This is a genomic window from Celeribacter sp. PS-C1 (genome assembly GCF_019429625.1).
GTDB lineage: Bacteria > Pseudomonadota > Alphaproteobacteria > Rhodobacterales > Rhodobacteraceae > Celeribacter.
This window is the reverse complement of sequence record NZ_JAHXRW010000008.1, coordinates 55,472-72,277: the sequence shown is the minus strand read 5'-3', so window position 1 is coordinate 72,277 and position 16,806 is coordinate 55,472. Positions and strand designations below refer to the sequence as shown.

Sequence of the window (16,806 nt, the reverse complement as noted above, 5' to 3'; positions counted from 1 at the left end):
CCATGCCCGCCCGCGCAAGCCTTTGGAGCACTCTCACTGATCCTCTGGTTCACCAAAACCCGGTGACACTTCAGATTCTCGGGATTTGCTCAGCTTTGGCGGTGACGACCTCTGTTGCGACGGCCTTGACCATGTCGGCAGCACTGACTGCGGTCTTGGTCATGTCTGCCGGTCTAATTAGCCTGATCCGCCACCATATCCCGGGCTCAATTCGCCTGATCGTCCAGATCGTGATCGTGGCCTCGCTTGTGATCGTGATCGATCAAATTCTTCAGGCCTATCTTTTTGAAATCAGTCAAAAGCTTTCGGTCTTTGTCAGCCTGATCACCACGAACTGTCTTGTGCTCGGGCGCACCGAGTCGTTTTCCCGTCATAATCCACCGGGACGGTCCATGGTGGATGCGTTGGGCAATGGGCTCGGTTACTCCCTCGTTCTGGTTGTGATTGGCTCCGTGCGCGAACTCTTTGGCGCCGGATCTCTTCTCGGGTTGCAGGTATTTCAGACCGTCGACCAGGGCGGGTGGTTTACTCCTCTGAGCCTAATGCTCTTGGCGCCATCGGCGTTCTTTCTTTTGGGCGGATTGGTTTGGATCCTTCGCACGCTCTTGCCGGATCAGACCGAGACCCTTGAGTTGTTGTCACCGGACAAGCCGGAGGACCTGTCATGAGTGATCTGGTGTCTCTCTTCCTGAGTGCAGCCTTTGTGGAGAATATGCCCCTCACGCTGTTCCTTGGCCTCTGCACCTTTATCGCCCTGTCCAGAAAAACCGGCTCGGCTGTGGGGCTCGGGATTGCGGTCGTCGCTGTCATGGGTGTGACAGTGCCGCTCAATCAACTGATCTACTCGGCACTTCTGGCGCCGGGGGCATGGGCTTGGGCAGGGTTGCCGGAGACGGATTTGTCTTACCTCAAACTGATCGCCTTTATCGGCGTCATTGCGGCCACGGTTCAGTTGCTGGAAATGGTGCTGGACCGGTTTTTCCCTGCGATCTACGCCTCTTTTGGGGTCTTTCTGCCTCTGCTGACGGTCCAATGTGCCATCCTTGCCGGAAGCCTGTTCATGGTGGAGCGAAGCTTTACGCTCGTCGAGTCTGCTGTGTTCGGCCTTGGGTCGGGAACGGGTTTTGCCACCTCTGTCGTCATGCTCGGAGCGATCCGCGCGCGGTTGGCCTATGCGCATGTCCCTGAAGCGCTGCGCGGTTTGGGCATCACGTTCCTCCTCGCCGGTATGATGTCTCTCGGCTTTTCTGCCTTTGCCCAGATGGTGGCGTCATGACGGAGATTGTTCTTGGTGTCTTCATCATCGTTGGGCTGATCATCGCCCTGACCGTCGTCTTGCTTCTGACGCGGCAAAAGCTTGTTCCAGCCGAAGCGCTTCAGATCACGGTCAACGACACTGAAAAACTCGATGTTGCGCGTGGGGAAAAGCTTTTGGGCGTTCTGCACCGCTCGGGCATTGGTATCCCTGCGGCCTGCGGCGGCTCTGGCACCTGTGGGTTGTGCCGCGTCGTTGTAGACGGGGAGGGGGCTGGCACCGCGATCGCTACGGAAAAAGGCATATTGTCTGCGGCAGAGCGCAAGGCCCATGTGAGACTGGCTTGTCAAACAACTCTGCGTGGGCCGTGCCGTGTCACGGTGCCGCAAGAGTTCCTCGGAGCGACTGGGTTTACCTGCCGCGTTGTGTCGAACAGACAGCTGGCGCCGCTGATCCGGGAATTGGTTCTCGAACTTCCGCCAGAGCAGCCGTTTGCGTTCAGGGCAGGCGGCTTTATGCAGTTGACCGCGCCGGCCTACCGGCTCGACTTCGCGGACATCGACGTAGAGCCGGCCTTTTCGCAGACATGGGACTTGGCCGATTGGCCAACGATGCAAGCCTCGTCAGACCAGCCCGTCACGCGCGCCTATTCCATCGCCAACACGCCAGCTAATGTCGGGCAGGCTGTGTTCAATATCCGCCTCGCCGTTCCACCTGCTGGCAAAGAACATGACATCGCGCCGGGAGTGGTCTCGTCGTGGCTTTTCTCCCTGAAGCCGGGGGCCGAAGTGGCCGCATCCGGTCCCTTCGGTGAGTTCCACGTTCAACCGACAGAGCGTGATATGGTCTTTATCGGAGGCGGCGTTGGCATGGCGCCTCTGCGGGCCATGATCCACGAACAGATCGGCAAAGGAACGACCCGCAAGATGCGATATTTCTATGGTGCGCGCTCAGCGGCGGACCTGTTCTATGTCGAGGAATTCGAGGCGATTGCTAGGGAACACCCCAATTTTGCATGGACCCCGGCACTGTCGGACCCGGCGCCGGGGGACCGGTGGCGCGGGGAAACCGGATTTATCCACGATACCGTGCGGGCGGCCCTGTCCAAGCATCCCGCGCCAGAGAATTGCGAATATTATCTCTGCGGTCCGCCGGTCATGATGTCGGCGGTCCTGAACACGCTCGCCAAACTGGGCGTCGAACCAGAGTCCATCTATAATGATGACTTCGGAGGTTGAACCATGCGCCGTGATTTTACCCGCCGTCAGATGATCGCCCTCAGCGGCGCCACGCTTTATGCGGGCGTGGCGGAGGCAAACAGTCTTGCTCCGACGCACAGCATGGAGGGCCGCGCCTTCGCGAGCCATTGGCGCGTGACCGCGCCCTCTGATGTACCGCTTGAGCCGCATCGTGCGGCCATCGACCGAATTTTGGCCAAAGTGGATGCCCAGATGTCGCCGTGGCGTCAGGACAGTGATGTGTCTCGGTTCAACCGAACTGCCGATGCCTGCCGTGTGTCCGGGGAAACGGCCTTTGTGACGCGTGCCGCATTGAAAATCGCGCGCGAGAGCGGTGGCCGGTTCGACCCCACGGTTGGCCCCTTGGTGTCGCAATGGGGATTTGGCCGGATTACTGGCGTATCCGGGGCATGGACAGCCCTCGCGACAGATGGCGATCAGTTGCGCAAGGACATTTCGGGATTGACGATTGACCTGTGCGGGATTGCGAAGGGACGCGCGCTCGATCTCGTGGACAGCTATTTCATGGAGGCCGGTCTTCGAGACGTCCTAATCGATTTGGGCGGCGAGTTGAAAAGTCGCGGGCAGCACCCGTCGGGGAGAGCGTGGCACGTTGCTGTCGAGGATCCACGGATCGGAGCGCTAAGCCCCGCCGCAGGACTGCGTCTGCCGTCCGGCTTCTCCGTCGCAACATCGGGTCTGCGGGCGCAAAGCTATAGCTTGGGCGATCATGTTTACAGCCACATCATAGATCCGCACCGGGCCAGACCTGTGGCGGGCGGGGCTGTGTCGGTCTCAGTGTTGGCGCCAGACGCGATGATCGCAGACGGTTGGGCCACCGCTTTGATGGCCGCCGCGGATCAGGGGCCTGACGTGGCGCGTCAAAATGGGCTTTCGGCCCTGTTCCTGTTCGCAATGGACACCGGTCTTTCCGCGACCACCACAGGCGATTTTGATCGCCATATGCTATAAGGGAGAAGATATGGAACTTGTCCTCGGCCTTCTCATCATTCTCTTTGCGGTCGGAGGGCTCGCTCTCGGCTCTCTGTTCGGGCGCGGTCCGGTCAAGGGCTCTTGTGGCGGCATGGCCTGTCTCAAAGATGTCGCCTGTGAAGGTTGCCCGCACAAACACGCGGAGGAGCAAACATGAGCCCTGTGCAGACCCTTAGAGATATTGTGCGCGATGATCTTCCTGTGCTGACGCCCGAGATGCCCATTCGGCGCGCTGTAGCTTTGCTGATCGAGGAGCGCGGTGCGGCGGGGGCCGTCCTGGATGAAGGCGGTGTGCTGCAAGGCATTCTGAGCCAGAAAGACTGTTTTCGGCCCGCCCTGAACGCAAGTTATTATCAGGAATGGAAAGGCACGGTTGCGGATTTCATGACGGTCGACGTGATGACGCTTTCCGCAACTGCAGATATCGCCACCGCTGCAGAAGCCTTTCTCAACCATCCGCATCGTGTTTTCCCCGTTCTTGACGGGGAGCAGTTCGTCGGAATGCTCCGACGATCCGACCTGTTGCGCGTCCTTGTCGGGCTGAGCTGAGAGGCCGCATTTTTCACCTGTCTGGCGTCAGGATGCGCCGATGAGGACCAGATTTCGCGGAGCATCGCAGAAATGCCAAGATTGCTAAATGTGATCTGCAGCGCGTGCCTACTTAAGCAAGTAGCGGTCGGCCTCTTCAAAAACATCAATGAGGCGGGATCCGGCCTTGATCCGTGCACCATGTTCAACGCCTGCGGGGATGGAGTAGCTGTCACCAACCCGATAGGTCCGCGTCTCGCCCCCAAGGGTCAATTCGATTTCACCCTCAACAACAGTTCCCCACTGTGCACCGTGCGAATGAGGCGGAATCTCCATATCTTTCAAGAAAGTCAGGAAGGCAACGAGGCCATGTTCAGAGCGCACCGCCGAGGTTTGAAGCACATCGTCTGAAAACGGAACGTCAAGGCTTGGAAAGGCCTCAATGAATTCAGGGTATGACACAGCGTCCCTCCTTCGACAGCAATGGCTTAGCCTTATTTTGTCGGGGATAGAGTAACAGATTGGCCTCTTTGCGACAATTCGAGCGGCAATTCGAGCGCGTTCCGGTCAGTCTTTGCGCTTCGGCCTACTCGTCTGAGCGCGAACTATAAACGGGCGGGCCGCCCATATCCTCAAGATCCAGTTCTTTCATCAGTTCAAAAATCTGCCTTCGCATCCATCCCGCCAAAAGGTTTCTGTCCGACCGTTTATGCCAGATCGCAATAATCTGAGCGTGTGGGACATCCATGGGGGGCTGGAAGATTTTTAATTGGAAATCCTTTGCCACTTTGCATGCCAACTGCTTTGGCACCATCGCGATCAGGTTGCTTTCGCTGACGACGCGGCAGACACCAGAGAAGAACGGCAAAGACATCGTTACCCGACGAGACCGCCCAACACGGGCCAGTGCATCATCCCCAAATGCACTCAACTTTCCTTCCGGTGAAAACAAGACGTGCGACAAACAGCAAAAGGTTTCGAACGGTATCGTCCCTCCTTCAGGTACGTCGGAAATACTTGGGTTCGAAGCGCTTGCGATGACGACGAAGGGCGACCGGAAGAGCGGTTCCCGGCTGATCCAGTCGGGCGTATCCACTTCGGGAAGAAGAGCGATATCTGCGTCATACCGTTCGAGGCTGGAAACGGAGTCATACGGCACCAAATCGACAAGTTGCGCCCGGATATTCGGGGCCTTTTTGTTTAAGAGATCACCCAACTGCGGCATCAGGAGCTCCGCGAAAAAATCGCTGGCAGCAACCTTAAAAGTCCCGTTCGCAAATGTCGGGTCAAATGTATGAGGTGGCGTAAGGAGGCTTTCGATCCGATTGAGTTCTTCTCTGAGATCGTCCTGAATAGACGCGGTGAAGTCGGTTGCAACCAATCGGTTGCCTTGGCGAACGAACAAATCGTCATCAAGCGCCTTCCGCAACCGGGCCAATGCGTTCGAAACAGCTGATTGGGACAGGCCCAAGCGTATCCCGGCCTTCACCGTTGATCCCTCCCGAAGGATCGCGTCAAAGACACGAAGAAGGTTCAGATCGAATGTCGCCAAATTCATCTGAGTGATACCCTTTATTTGGAGGTTTCGTTTGAATGATAGACCAAACGTCGAATAATATGAACTTATCGAAAGCGCTTTCGTTTCAATCCCAAAAAGGTGAGGAAACGATGGAAGATTTAAACCGCACAGACGATTTCGTTGACTGGCTTGGCGTCAAATATAAAACCATCCTCAGCTCTGCCGACAGCGGTGGCGCTATAGCTGTCGTCGACAGCATCTCGCCCCCGAACAGTGGCCCGCCTCGGCATATCCACCACAAAGAAGATGAGGTTTTCGTCATCGTGACCGGAGCTTGTCGGTTCTGGCTCGAAGGCATCGAGAGGATCGCCAAAGCCGGAGAGAGCGTCTTTATCCCACGCGGCAAAGAACACACGTTCAAGGTTATAGGTGAAGAGGATTGCCGACACTTCGTCATTTTGACGCCGGGCGGTTTCGAAGGGTTTTTTGCCGACATGGCCGCAGGACAATTTGGTATTCCGGACGATATGCCTGCCATCAATGAATCCGCGACGCGCCATCACATGACATTCACCGGGCCACCGCTGGATTGAGGATCACAGTCCTTCTGGCGCCGACTGGCAGGCCAGACGGGCAAGAGGTGTGTATATCTGTTTCGACGGGAACCTGTCCGTCAGCGGAACCGCAGCATATCCGGTTTGAGGTCTGACACCCGCGTCACGCCCATCAGGCGCATGTCGCGGGTGATCTCGGCGGTCAGTTGGGTGAGCATCCGCTCGATCCCCGGCTGGCCCGCCGCCGCGAGTGCGTAGAGATAGGCGCGGCCCAGACCCACAGCTTTTGCGCCAAGGGCAAGTGCCTTAAGCACATGGGTGCCGCGCTGGAAACCGCCATCGACCATAACGTCCATCTTGTCGCCCACCGCCTGCACAATCTCATCGAGCTGATCAAACCCTGACCGCGAGCCGTCCAACTGCCGCCCGCCGTGGTTTGACAAAACGATCCCCCGACAGCCGATCTCGGCGGCTTGCTTCGCATCCTCGACGCTCATCACGCCTTTGAGACAGAATGGGCCGCCCCATTCCGCGACCATGCGTTCCACATCGTCCCAGTTCATCGACGGGTCGAGCATCTCGGTGAAATATCGCCCGATGGTCAGTGTATCGCCCTTCATGTCGATATGGGCGTCGAGCTGCGGCAGGCTGAATTTTTCGTGGGTGACATAGTTGATCCCCCACATCGGTTTGATGGCGAATTGGATCAAACCCGCGAGCGTCAGGCGGAAGGGGATCGAAAAGCCGGTGCGCAGATCGCGTTCGCGGTTGCCGCCGGTGATGCTGTCGACTGTGAGCATCATGACGTTGATGCCGCTCTCTTTTGCCTTTTGCATCATCGCGGAATTGAGGCCGCGATCCTTGTGGAAATAGAATTGGTAGACCTGTGGCGTGTCGTGTTTCGTGGCAAGCTCGGCCATGGAGACGGTGCCGAGAGAAGAGACCCCGAACATCGTGCCGAACTTGGCGGCGGCGGCGGCCGTGGCGCGTTCGCCTTCGTGATGGAAGAGGCGCTGAAGGGCGGTGGGGGATAGGTAGACGGGCAGGGCGAGTTTCTGGCCCATGATCTCCGTCGACAGATCCACATCGGTCACGCCGCGCAGGACGTTGGGGACGAGATCGACGTGCTCGAAGGCTGCGGTGTTGCGGCGCAGGGTCACTTCGTCATCCGCGCCACCGTCGATGTAGTTGAAGATCGGCCCCGGCAGGCGGCGCTCTGCCAAACGGCGGAAATCGTGGAAGTTGTGACAATCGGTCAGGCGCATGTGGTTTCCCCTTCAACTCTGGCTTGCCAGATCATGGCATAGTTCGAGAGCAAGTCACTCGCTGGAGGTTTGATTTTGTGGGTCTCCGGCGGGGAGGCGTTTTCCGCGAACAGCATCGCTGCGCCCACAGATGTGCCGGTGGCGGAGGCAGCAATTTCGACGCCGCCGTCGTGAAGCGTGGCGAGCATGTCGAGATATTCGCGATTGCGGGCAAAAGGGCCTTCGATGATCACCGGGCCGTCTGCGCCAACGAGATCAAGGCAGGTTTTGGTCATCAGGGCGAGGTAAAACCCGAGCGCGGCCATGCGCTGTTCCTGTTCCGCTGGCTCAAGGGTCCAACTGGCCTCACGCCCTCGGAACGGGCCTGAGCCCGGCTCGACGGCGGGGAGGAGCATGATGTGTTCCGCGAGCACAGTTGCACGGTCGGAGTCCCTCACCTCTGTGTCGCCGCCCGCGCGGATGATTTCGTATTCCCGCCCGCCCATGAACCGCGCGGAGGGCACGGCCTGACCGAGTGCGTTGACGTTGACGAGCGTATCGCGGTTAGGATCGAGTGCGGTTGACCGTCCGCCCATCGACATGACGATGACCCAAGTGCCCGTGGAGACTACAGAGAACGCTCCCTTGCGCCCGAGCACATGGGGCAGGAGAGAGGCGTTTGAATCGTGGATGCCACAGACGACTGGCGTGTCGGGCGACAAGCCGGTGCGGGCGGCGATGTCGTCGGACACCGTGCCAAGCACGTCTGCGGAGGGATGCGCGGTGGCGAGTTTGTCGGTGAGACCGAGACGGTCGACAAGCGACGAGAACTGCCCCTCCCACGGGTTCCACAGATCGGTGTGACAGCCCAGAGAGGTGACGTCAGTCGCCATGCGGCCTGTGAGGCGATAGCCCCAATACTGCGGATAGGTGAGCACATTGGCGACGCGGTCGCGGAGACCCGGATCGGTTTCGAACTGCCAGTACAGCTGCGCACCGACGTTCAGGCCCATGCCGAGGCGCGGAGACCCGGTCTCGGAAAACTGCGGGCGGATCGCGTCATATTCGGAGGTGAGGCTGTCCGGCCCGTCATACTCATAGTCGAGCATCGGCGCAGCCAGTTCGCCCTCAGCGTCAAGCAAAACTGCCGAGGCGCCATGCGTGGTGACGGAAATCGCATCGATCCCGTGGCTTTCATGGAATGCCGCGAGGTGGTCGAGAAAGAACGCCCAATGCCCTTCAAGGTCGAAATGCGGCCAGGGAGGCCCCGCCAGAACGGTGTTCGGACGGGTGACGACGGCGATTTCCGTCAGGCTGTCGGCATCGACCAACGCGAGCTTGGCGTTGGTTTTCCCGACATCGAGAACGGCGATATGGCGCGGCATGGTCATGGCAGGTGAAACACGGTTTCAAGCGGTTGCTCTTTCGGGCGGTTGTCCGGATGGGTCTCCATGATATCCGCCATATGCGCCCACCAGCGCTTCATCGCCGGATGATCAGGCAGGGCCGCCATGCCGTGATCGTCGCGTCGCCAAAGGACACCAAACAGGTGACGGGTCTCCGGGTCGTAGTGGATGGAGTAATCCTCGACACCTGCGTCTTTGAGCAGGGTGACCAGCTCCGGCCAGATCTCGTCATGGCGTTTGCGGTATTCGTCCAGACACCCTTCGTTCAGGATCATGCGGAAGGCGTATTTTTCCATCATTTCCTCCGAAGATTCTGGTAGATGCGCGGCAGGGCGATCACGCCGATCAGAAGTGCGCCGACCACAATGGACATCACGATGCCCGGCACGTTCAAAAGGCCGAGGCCGAAGGTCACGAGGCCCATCACAAAAGCCGCGATCACTACACCGGGGATCGAGCCGGACCCGCCGAGGATGCTGACACCGCCAAGCACCACCATGGTCACGACTTCCAACTCCATGCCGGAGGCGATGGAGGGGCGTGTGGAGCCGAGGCGCGAGGTGAGGCAGACGGAGGCCAGCCCCGACATCAGACCCGTGAGAAGGAAGAGGATGAATTTCACGCGCTCCACACGGATGCCGGAAAAGGTCGCGGCGGTGGCGTTGTTGCCGATGGCATAGACCGCGCGGCCGAAGTTGGTTTTGTGCAGCACGATGCCATAGATCACAGCGAGGATTGCAAAGATCGTCAGCTCGACGGTGATCACCCAGAACACATAGCCCTGACCGAACCACGCGAAATCAGAGGGGTAGCCACGAAATGCGCCGTCGCCGAGAACGATATAGCTGATGCCGCGAAACAGGCTCATGGTGCCGATGGTCACAACGATGGACGGGAGGCCTAGACGCGTGACCAATACGCCGTTGAACGCGCCGCAGAGAAGCCCGGTGACGAGGCCCGTGGCGACAATCGCGGGGGTGCCAAACCCCGCCTGCATCACGAGACCCATCGCGGTGGAGGCGAGCGCAATGATGGAGGCGACTGAAAGGTCGATCTCGCCTGAAATGATCAGCAGTGCCATCGCAAAGGCGATCATCGCCTTTTCTGTAAAGTTGAACGTCGCATCCGACAGGTTCCAGGCATTCAGGAAGTAAGGCGAGGCAAAGCTGTTGAGGATGAAAATTCCGATGGCCACCAACAACAGCAGGCTTTCCCAGCTTTTTAGCGTCCGCGCGAGCGGTGTCGTCAGCCGGTCGGGAATGTGACGGGCAGTGGTCTGTTGTGTTTCTGCAAGGCTCATTGGGCATGCTCCGCGGATTTGAGAATGACACGGCCTTTCGAGCGGCCAGCGCGGGAGTTGAAGGTCACGGCAATGATGATCGCGGCCCCGGAGATGGCGAGTTGCCAGAAGGGGGAGACGTCAATCACCGGCAGGGCGTTCTTGATGATGCCCAAGAACAGCGCGCCCAAGACGGCGCCCGCGACGGTGGCGACTCCACCGGCGATGGAGATGCCGCCGATCACACAGGCCGCGACGACATCAAGTTCGAACCCGCCCGCAATGTCGACATAGGCCACGGCATAGCGGGCGACCCAGAGGTAGCCGGTGAGGCCGGCCAGCATGCCGGATATCACAAAGGCGAGAAACTGGGTCCGGCCGACATTGATACCGGTGTAGACGGCAGCATGCGGGTTGCCGCCGACCGCGAAAAAGGCACGTCCCAACGTGGTCCGGCTCATGACAAGGCCAAGGATTAGGGTGACGATAACGGCGATCCACCCCAAGAGCGGCAGGCCAAGGATGTTCTCCCGCGGGAAGGCCTTGAATGCGCTGCTCATCTGGTGGGAGTTGACCCAGCTGCCGTTGGTCAGAAGAAAGATGATACCGCGGAAAATCGTCATCGTGCCAAGCGTCACCACGATGGGCGGGATCGTCAGTTTCCAGACCAGAAACCCGTTGATCGCGCCCATAAGCGCGCCGAGCCCGAGCGCCAGCGCGACCAGAACCGGCACCGGCACGCCCGGAAACGCGACGTTGATCAGAGCACAGACCATCCCTGTCAGCGCGAGGTTCGCGGCGACAGAGAGGTCGATGGAGCGGGTCAGGATGACGACCATCTGCCCCAGCGCGAGGATGATCAGCGGCGCGGTGTCGGTGAACACGGCGACGAGGTTCGAAGGGGTCACAAACCCCGGAAAACGGCTCGCGACCAGAGCCAGAAGAAGCAGGATGGCGCCAACAAGGATCGCCTCGCGGGATTTCAGCAGGGTCATGCTGCTTCTCCTTTCGATGAGATACCCGCCGCGTGGCGGACGAGGGTTTCGGGGGTCAGCTCGTCGCCTTCCAACTCGGCCACCATCCGGCCTTCGCGCATCACGATCACGCGGTCGGACATGCCGAGGATTTCGGGAATTTCAGAGCTGACCATGATGACTGAGAGACCTTCGGAGGCGAGTTCAGACATAAAGTCGTGCACAGCGGCCTTGGACCCGATGTCGATGCCTTTGGTGGGTTCATCCAGAATGATGACGGTCGGCTGCGTGGCGAGCCATTTGGCGATGACCACCTTTTGCTGGTTGCCGCCGGACAGGCTCCCCACCGTGGTGTCGAGCGAGGCCGCACGCAGATCGAGCCGTTCCGTATATTGGCGGGCAAGCGAGAATTCCTCTGCCATCTGGGTGAAGCCGTTTTTGGACAGGCGCGGCAGCGAGGGCAGGGTGACATTCTGGAAAATCGGCATGTCGAGGATCGCGCCCTGTTTGCCGCGATCTTCGGGGACATAGACGATCCCGGCGGCGATGGCATCGGCGGGCGAGCGGATGACCCGCACTTTGTCGTTCAGCCGGATCGCCCCTTTCGAGGGCCGTGTCACACCGATCAGGCTTTGCATAAATTCCGAGCGTCCCGCACCCACAAGCCCGTAGAAGCCAAGGATTTCACCACGGCGCAGGGTAAAGTGGATGTCTTCGAATTCGGTGGGGTGGCTGTAGCCAGCAACGATCAACACATCCTCACCGATCTGTGCGGCGCGTTTCGGGAAAATCTGGTCGACGGAGCGCCCGACCATCATTTTCACCAACTCGGCCTCGGTGATGTCCGCCATGTCGCCCGCGCCGATATACTGCCCGTCACGAAAGACGGTGTAGCGGTCGGCGATGCGGAAGATTTCGTCGAATTTGTGAGAGATAAACAGGATCGCTTTGCCCTGCGCCTTGAGCGCATCCACTAGCTCGTAAAGCTCTTCGATCTCTTTGCGGCTCAGTGCGGCGGTCGGTTCGTCCATGATCACAACGCGGGCCTCAACCGAGAGGGCGCGCGCAATCGCAACGAGGTGGCGCGACGCGATGCCGAGATCTTTGAGTCGGACGCCCGCATCGATTTCTGCACCGATCCCGTCGAGAATGTCCTGCGCTTTCGTGCGCATCTCTTTGCGATCAATCAGTCCAAAACGCCCTTTGGGCGCATGGCCGAGAAAGATGTTTTCCGCGACAGACAATTCGTCGAACAGCACGGTTTCCTGATGGATCGCGGTCACACCCGCTGCAGAGGCGTCCTGCGCGGTCGGAAACCGAACCTCTTCGCCGTCCACGAGAATGCGCCCGCCATCTGGCTGGTAAATCCCAGTGAGCGTTTTCACTACGGTCGATTTGCCCGCGCCGTTTTCACCGATCAGGGCGGTCACTTGCCCGGCAAAGAGTTCGAGCGTGACGCCATCGAGCGCTTTGACGCCCGGGAATGTCTTTGTGATGCCGTCAAGCGCGAGAACCGGCGCGGCATGTGTCTGTGCGTGGCCCATGGCTACCCCATTGGCTGTATGTCTGTCGAAAAAGTGGAATTGGGCGGCGCTATGGCCCAGTGTCTGGGTATAGAGGGCGCCGCCCGCAAAGACCGTCTTCGGGAGTTAGAAGATGTCTTTGAAGTCTGCGATATTGGACGCATCGTAAACGAACGGATCGGCCATCGCGCCGGAGTTCGTCTCATCAAGCGTCACTTCGCCCATGCGGCCCATCGGGATGCTGGCGCCCGGCTCCGCCACGGCGTCGCCTTTGGACAGGTGATAGGCGATCATCGTCGCCGAATAGCCGAGATCGATCGGGTTCCAGATCGCAAAGGATTTGGACGCGCCGCTTTCGATTGCACCCGCCATCTCGGACGGTAGGCCGAGACCGGTCACATTGACCTGACCCACTTTGCCAGCGTCCACCACGGCCTGAGCTGCGGCCACGATGCCCACAGATGTCGGCGCGATGATGGCGTCGAGATCCGGGTAGGATTGCATGAGGCCGGTGGCTTCACGATAGGATTTGTCCGCGAGGTCATCGCCGTACACGGTCGCGACGACTTCGACGCCCGGGTAGTTGCCCATCACCTTGTTCATCTCTTCGATCCAGATGTTCTGGTTCGTTGAGGTGGTGGTGGCGGAGAGCACGGCCACTTCGCCGCCCTCGGGCAATTCATCGGCGGCCAGTTTGATGATCATGTTGCCGATCAGCGGGTTGGACGACGGGTTGAGGTGCATTTGGCGACCATCTTCGGCCACGCCGGAGTCCCAGGAGATCACCGTGATACCGCGCTGCATCGCCTTTTTCAGGGTCGGCACAAGCGCGTCGGTGTCGTTGGCGGACACGGCGATGGCATCGACATTCTGTGCAATCAGCGAGTTGATCACTTCGATCTGGCCCTCGGCCGTGGTGTCGGTCGGGCCGGTGTAGATGATTTCCACGCCACCCAGTTCGGATGCGGCTTCTTCGGCGCCTTTTGCGGCTGCTTCGAAGAAGCCAATGCCCAGAGCCTTCACGACAAGAGCGATGCGCATGTCCTCGGCAGACGCAGCTCCTGCAAACAGGCCGGTCGCAATGGCGGCGGTGGTCAGCAGTTTCGATAGTTTTTTCATTTGGAGTCCTCCCTAAGTCTCCTGGTTGAATTTTTGCGTCCCGAGCAATGTCAGGACGCGACGTCCTCCTGCGCCGCGCTGGATGGCGCGACGATGAGTTTGATGTCGGCGGCCTCAATCATGGCCGCCTCCCGATCACCAATGCCCTCGTCGGTGATCAGCACGTCGATGCGATCAAGCGGACAGAGCACAAGGCTGGACCGGTTTTTGAATTTCGTGGAATCGACCAGCAGCACAAGCTCATCGGCCTGACCTATCAGTTTCTGTTCGGCCTGGATGAGCAGCGGGTCGGCTTCCATCACGCCCAAGGGCGCGACGCCTTGCGCCCCCATGAACATGCGGCGCGCGTAGAAGTTGCGCGTGACGTCATTGTCGAAAGGCGACAGCACGATGTTCTGCTCGCGGTAGATCACGCCGCCGGAAATCAGCACCGAGTTTTTCGAGGTCTTCAAAAGATGCTCGGCAATCGGAAACGAGTTGGTGAAAACCTGGCAGCGACGCGTGGCCAGCGGGTGCACCATCTGGAATGTGGTCGTGCCGCCGTTGATAATAATCGGCTCTCCGTCTTCGATCATATCGACGGCTGCGCGTGCGATTGCTTGCTTTTGCTTGATGTTGCGCGTTTCGTTTACGGCGAAGGTGCGGCCCGCGAGGCCGGGGAAGGGGTTCGGGGCCAATGCTTCGGCACCCCCGCGGACACGGCGCAGCTTCTTGGCGACGTGCAACGCGGCGATATCTCTACGAATAGTGGCCTCAGACGCACCTGTCAGGCCGCACAATTCAACGACGGTCACGACGGGCCGTTCTTGAATGGCGGACAGAATGATTCCGTGGCGCTCTCTCTCGTGCATTGATGAAATTCCTCCCGTAGCTGAAACGTGGCGCTCAAAACGATCATTGTCAATCATAAAATGTCATATAAATCATTCTGCAGCTGCATAATGATTGCTTTTGATTATTTGTGATTGACAATCTGACGCAGTCCACGCAGATTTGGCTCAATACAAGACCATCCACTACCTGATGATCGGGAGGAGATCACCATGACATCCGCGTCTACGCGGCTCGCTTCGCTTTGGGATGATGCCAAAGCGAAAGATATGAGCGAGCCTGAAAAACTGCTGTATCGTTCGAACCTTTTGGGCTCCGACAAGCGCGTGACCAACTACGGTGGCGGCAACACGTCCGCGAAGGTCATGGAGGATGATCCTCTGACGGGCGAAAAGGCCGAGGTTCTATGGGTCAAAGGCTCCGGCGGGGACGTGGGCTCGATCAAAATGGACGGGTTCTCGACCCTCTACATGGACAAACTCCGCGCGCTGAAAGGCAAATATCGCGGTGTCGCGTTCGAAGATGAAATGGTCGGCTACCTGCCGCATTGCACCTTTAACCTGAACCCGCGCGCGGCCTCCATCGACACGCCGCTTCATGCCTATGTGCCGAAAAATCACGTCGATCATATGCACCCGGATGCGATCATCGCGATTGCGGCCTCGAAAGATTCCAAAGCCCTGACCCAAGAGATCTTTGGCGACGACATCGGTTGGTTGCCGTGGAAGAAGCCGGGCTATGAGCTGGGCTTGTGGCTTGAAAAATTCTGTCTTGAGAACCCGGAAGCAAAGGGTGTCGTTCTCGAATCCCACGGTCTCTTCACTTGGGATGACGATGCGAAAGCCTGCTATGAGCTGACGCTCGACATCATCAACAAAGCGATCACCTATTTCGAAGAAAAGACAGCGGACATTCCGGCCTTTGGTGGAGCGGTACATGAGAGCCTCGCGCCTGCGGCCCGCCGTGAAATTGCATCGAAACTGATGCCCGCGATCCGCGGCTTTGTCTCCGGCGCGCAGCACATGGTTGGCAATTTCGACGATTCCGACACCGTGCTCGAATTCGTCAATGCGAAGAATATGCGTGATCTCGCGGCGCTCGGCACGTCCTGCCCCGACCACTTCCTGCGGACCAAGATTCGCCCGCTCGTGCTGGATTTCGATCCTGCGAAAAACAACATCGACGAGGTACTCGCCGGTCTGGATGCGCAGATCGCAGCCTACCGCGAGGATTACGCCGCCTATTACGAGCGCTGCAAACACGACGATTCCCCCGCGCTCCGCGACCCGAACGCGGTCGTCTATCTGGTGCCGGGTGTCGGGATGATCACCTTCGCAAAGGACCGTGCGACCGCGCGAATCTCCGGCGAATTCTACGTCAACGCCATCAACGTGATGCGCGGCTCCTCCGCCGTCTCTGAGTATTGCGGCCTGCCGGAACAGGAAGCGTTCGACATCGAATACTGGCTGCTTGAAGAAGCCAAGCTGCAGCGGATGCCGAAACCGAAATCTCTGGCCGGTCGTGTGGCGCTTGTCACCGGCGGGGCTGGCGGGATCGGGGCTGCGACGGCGGCGCGCTATCTGCAAGAAGGCGCCTGCGTCATGCTCGCGGACATAAATGAGACTGCGCTTGATGAGGTCCGCAGCGGATTCGCCAAGCAATTCGGCGTGGATGTTGTGCGCTCCGTGGTGATGAACGTGACCGACGAAGACGCTGTCGCGGCGGCTTATGCCTATACCTCAGTCGAATTCGGCGGTGTCGACATCCTCGTTTCCAACGCAGGCATCGCCTCTTCGGCGCCTGTTGAGGACACCACGCTAGAACTGTGGAACAAGAACATGGACATCCTGTCCACGGGCTATTTCCTCGTGTCGCGCGAAGCGTTCAAGGTGATGCGCACGCAGGGGATCGGCGGCTCTATCGTGTTCGTCGCGTCGAAAAACGGCCTCGCAGCCAGCCCGAACGCATCGGCCTATTGCACCGCGAAGGCCTCCGAAATCCACCTCGCACGCTGTCTGGCGCTCGAAGGGGCAGAGGCTGGCATTCGTGTGAACGTCGTGAACCCCGATGCGGTTCTGCGCGGCTCGAAGATTTGGGAAGGCGAGTGGCTGGAACAGCGCGCTGGCACCTACGGCACGGACAAAGAGGGGCTGGAGGAAATGTATCGCCAGCGCTCCATGCTGAAACGTTCCGTCCTGCCTGAGGACATTGCGGAGGCGGCCTATTTCTTTGCGTCCGAACAATCGGCAAAATCGACCGGTAACATCGTCAACGTGGACGCCGGCAACGTGCAGGCCTTTACCCGCTAAGGCGGACAGAGACCGTGACGCGCGCCTCCTGACG

At 59.2% G+C, this 16,806-nt stretch carries 18 protein-coding genes; 8 read left to right on the top strand and 10 right to left on the bottom strand.

Annotated elements, in window-relative coordinates; translation table 11 throughout:
• Positions 1–2: 2 nt before the first annotated feature.
• The 6 genes from J5Y17_RS12750 to J5Y17_RS12725 are packed head-to-tail and all read left to right on the top strand — an operon-like array spanning position 3 to position 4,035.
• Positions 3–668, top strand: a complete 666-nt coding sequence (locus J5Y17_RS12750) for an NADH:ubiquinone reductase (Na(+)-transporting) subunit D (protein ID WP_107818203.1) — start codon at positions 3–5, stop codon at positions 666–668.
• Positions 665–1,276 carry an NADH:ubiquinone reductase (Na(+)-transporting) subunit E gene (gene nqrE, locus J5Y17_RS12745; protein WP_219785637.1) on the top strand — a complete coding sequence of 204 codons (612 nt, stop codon included), beginning with the start codon at positions 665–667 and terminating at the stop codon, positions 1,274–1,276. Before J5Y17_RS12750 ends, nqrE begins: the two co-directional genes overlap by 4 nt.
• Positions 1,273–2,493 carry an NADH:ubiquinone reductase (Na(+)-transporting) subunit F gene (gene nqrF / locus J5Y17_RS12740; protein ID WP_219785636.1) on the top strand — a complete coding sequence of 407 codons (1,221 nt, stop codon included), beginning with the start codon at positions 1,273–1,275 and terminating at the stop codon, positions 2,491–2,493. The genes nqrE and nqrF overlap by 4 nt, the downstream gene beginning before the upstream one ends.
• A gap of 3 nt (positions 2,494–2,496) precedes the next feature.
• Complete coding sequence (locus J5Y17_RS12735) at positions 2,497–3,465, top strand: FAD:protein FMN transferase (protein ID WP_219785635.1); 969 nt, start codon at positions 2,497–2,499, stop codon at positions 3,463–3,465.
• Between the two features lie 10 nt (positions 3,466–3,475).
• Entirely contained in the window at positions 3,476–3,643 is a 168-nt protein-coding gene (nqrM, locus tag J5Y17_RS12730; protein WP_107818199.1) for a (Na+)-NQR maturation NqrM, read from the top strand.
• Positions 3,640–4,035, top strand: a complete 396-nt coding sequence (locus J5Y17_RS12725) for a CBS domain-containing protein (RefSeq protein ID WP_107818198.1) — start codon at positions 3,640–3,642, stop codon at positions 4,033–4,035. Before nqrM ends, J5Y17_RS12725 begins: the two co-directional genes overlap by 4 nt.
• 108 nt (positions 4,036–4,143) lie before the next feature.
• Here the strand turns inward: J5Y17_RS12725 and J5Y17_RS19325 are convergent, their stop codons facing one another.
• Both J5Y17_RS19325 and J5Y17_RS12715 read right to left on the bottom strand, forming a co-directional pair.
• On the bottom strand, positions 4,144–4,476 hold the full coding sequence (locus J5Y17_RS19325) for a cupin domain-containing protein (RefSeq protein ID WP_219785634.1): 333 nt from the start codon (positions 4,474–4,476) through the stop codon (positions 4,144–4,146).
• Between the two features lie 124 nt (positions 4,477–4,600).
• A complete protein-coding gene (locus J5Y17_RS12715) occupies positions 4,601–5,572 on the bottom strand; it encodes a LysR family transcriptional regulator (protein ID WP_219785633.1) in 972 nt (323 codons plus the stop codon).
• A 35-nt stretch (positions 5,573–5,607) separates the two neighbouring features.
• Here J5Y17_RS12715 and J5Y17_RS12710 point away from each other — a divergent pair, with 35 nt between their 5' ends.
• On the top strand, positions 5,608–6,126 hold the full coding sequence (locus J5Y17_RS12710) for a cupin domain-containing protein (protein WP_255572077.1): 519 nt from the start codon (positions 5,608–5,610) through the stop codon (positions 6,124–6,126).
• Between the two features lie 80 nt (positions 6,127–6,206).
• Here J5Y17_RS12710 and J5Y17_RS12705 read toward each other — a convergent pair whose 3' ends face one another.
• The 8 genes from J5Y17_RS12705 to J5Y17_RS12670 all read right to left on the bottom strand — a co-directional run bounded on the left by J5Y17_RS12705 (position 6,207) and on the right by J5Y17_RS12670 (position 14,483).
• Complete coding sequence (locus tag J5Y17_RS12705; protein WP_219785632.1) at positions 6,207–7,352, bottom strand: alpha-hydroxy acid oxidase; 1,146 nt, start codon at positions 7,350–7,352, stop codon at positions 6,207–6,209.
• Entirely contained in the window at positions 7,343–8,722 is a 1,380-nt protein-coding gene (locus tag J5Y17_RS12700; protein WP_219785631.1) for an FGGY-family carbohydrate kinase, read from the bottom strand. The genes J5Y17_RS12705 and J5Y17_RS12700 overlap by 10 nt, the downstream gene beginning before the upstream one ends.
• Positions 8,719–9,033: an L-rhamnose mutarotase gene (locus J5Y17_RS12695; protein WP_219785630.1), complete on the bottom strand. Its 315-nt coding sequence runs from the start codon at positions 9,031–9,033 to the stop codon at positions 8,719–8,721. Before J5Y17_RS12695 ends, J5Y17_RS12700 begins: the two co-directional genes overlap by 4 nt.
• Positions 9,033–10,037: an ABC transporter permease gene (locus J5Y17_RS12690; RefSeq protein ID WP_219785629.1), complete on the bottom strand. Its 1,005-nt coding sequence runs from the start codon at positions 10,035–10,037 to the stop codon at positions 9,033–9,035. Before J5Y17_RS12690 ends, J5Y17_RS12695 begins: the two co-directional genes overlap by 1 nt.
• Positions 10,034–11,011 carry an ABC transporter permease gene (locus tag J5Y17_RS12685; RefSeq protein WP_219785628.1) on the bottom strand — a complete coding sequence of 326 codons (978 nt, stop codon included), beginning with the start codon at positions 11,009–11,011 and terminating at the stop codon, positions 10,034–10,036. Before J5Y17_RS12685 ends, J5Y17_RS12690 begins: the two co-directional genes overlap by 4 nt.
• On the bottom strand, positions 11,008–12,534 hold the full coding sequence (locus J5Y17_RS12680; RefSeq protein WP_219785627.1) for a sugar ABC transporter ATP-binding protein: 1,527 nt from the start codon (positions 12,532–12,534) through the stop codon (positions 11,008–11,010). The genes J5Y17_RS12685 and J5Y17_RS12680 overlap by 4 nt, the downstream gene beginning before the upstream one ends.
• 105 nt (positions 12,535–12,639) lie before the next feature.
• The gene (gene rhaS / locus J5Y17_RS12675; protein WP_219785626.1) at positions 12,640–13,632 is read right to left on the bottom strand and encodes a rhamnose ABC transporter substrate-binding protein; all 993 of its coding nucleotides are present in this window, start codon (positions 13,630–13,632) and stop codon (positions 12,640–12,642) included.
• 50 nt (positions 13,633–13,682) lie between these two features.
• Positions 13,683–14,483 (bottom strand): DeoR/GlpR family DNA-binding transcription regulator, encoded by an 801-nt coding sequence (locus tag J5Y17_RS12670; RefSeq protein ID WP_219785625.1) that lies wholly within the window; start codon positions 14,481–14,483, stop codon positions 13,683–13,685.
• Positions 14,484–14,675: 192 nt separating this feature from the next.
• Here J5Y17_RS12670 and J5Y17_RS12665 point away from each other — a divergent pair, with 192 nt between their 5' ends.
• On the top strand, positions 14,676–16,772 hold the full coding sequence (locus J5Y17_RS12665) for a bifunctional rhamnulose-1-phosphate aldolase/short-chain dehydrogenase (RefSeq protein ID WP_219785624.1): 2,097 nt from the start codon (positions 14,676–14,678) through the stop codon (positions 16,770–16,772).
• Positions 16,773–16,806 lie beyond the last annotated feature (34 nt).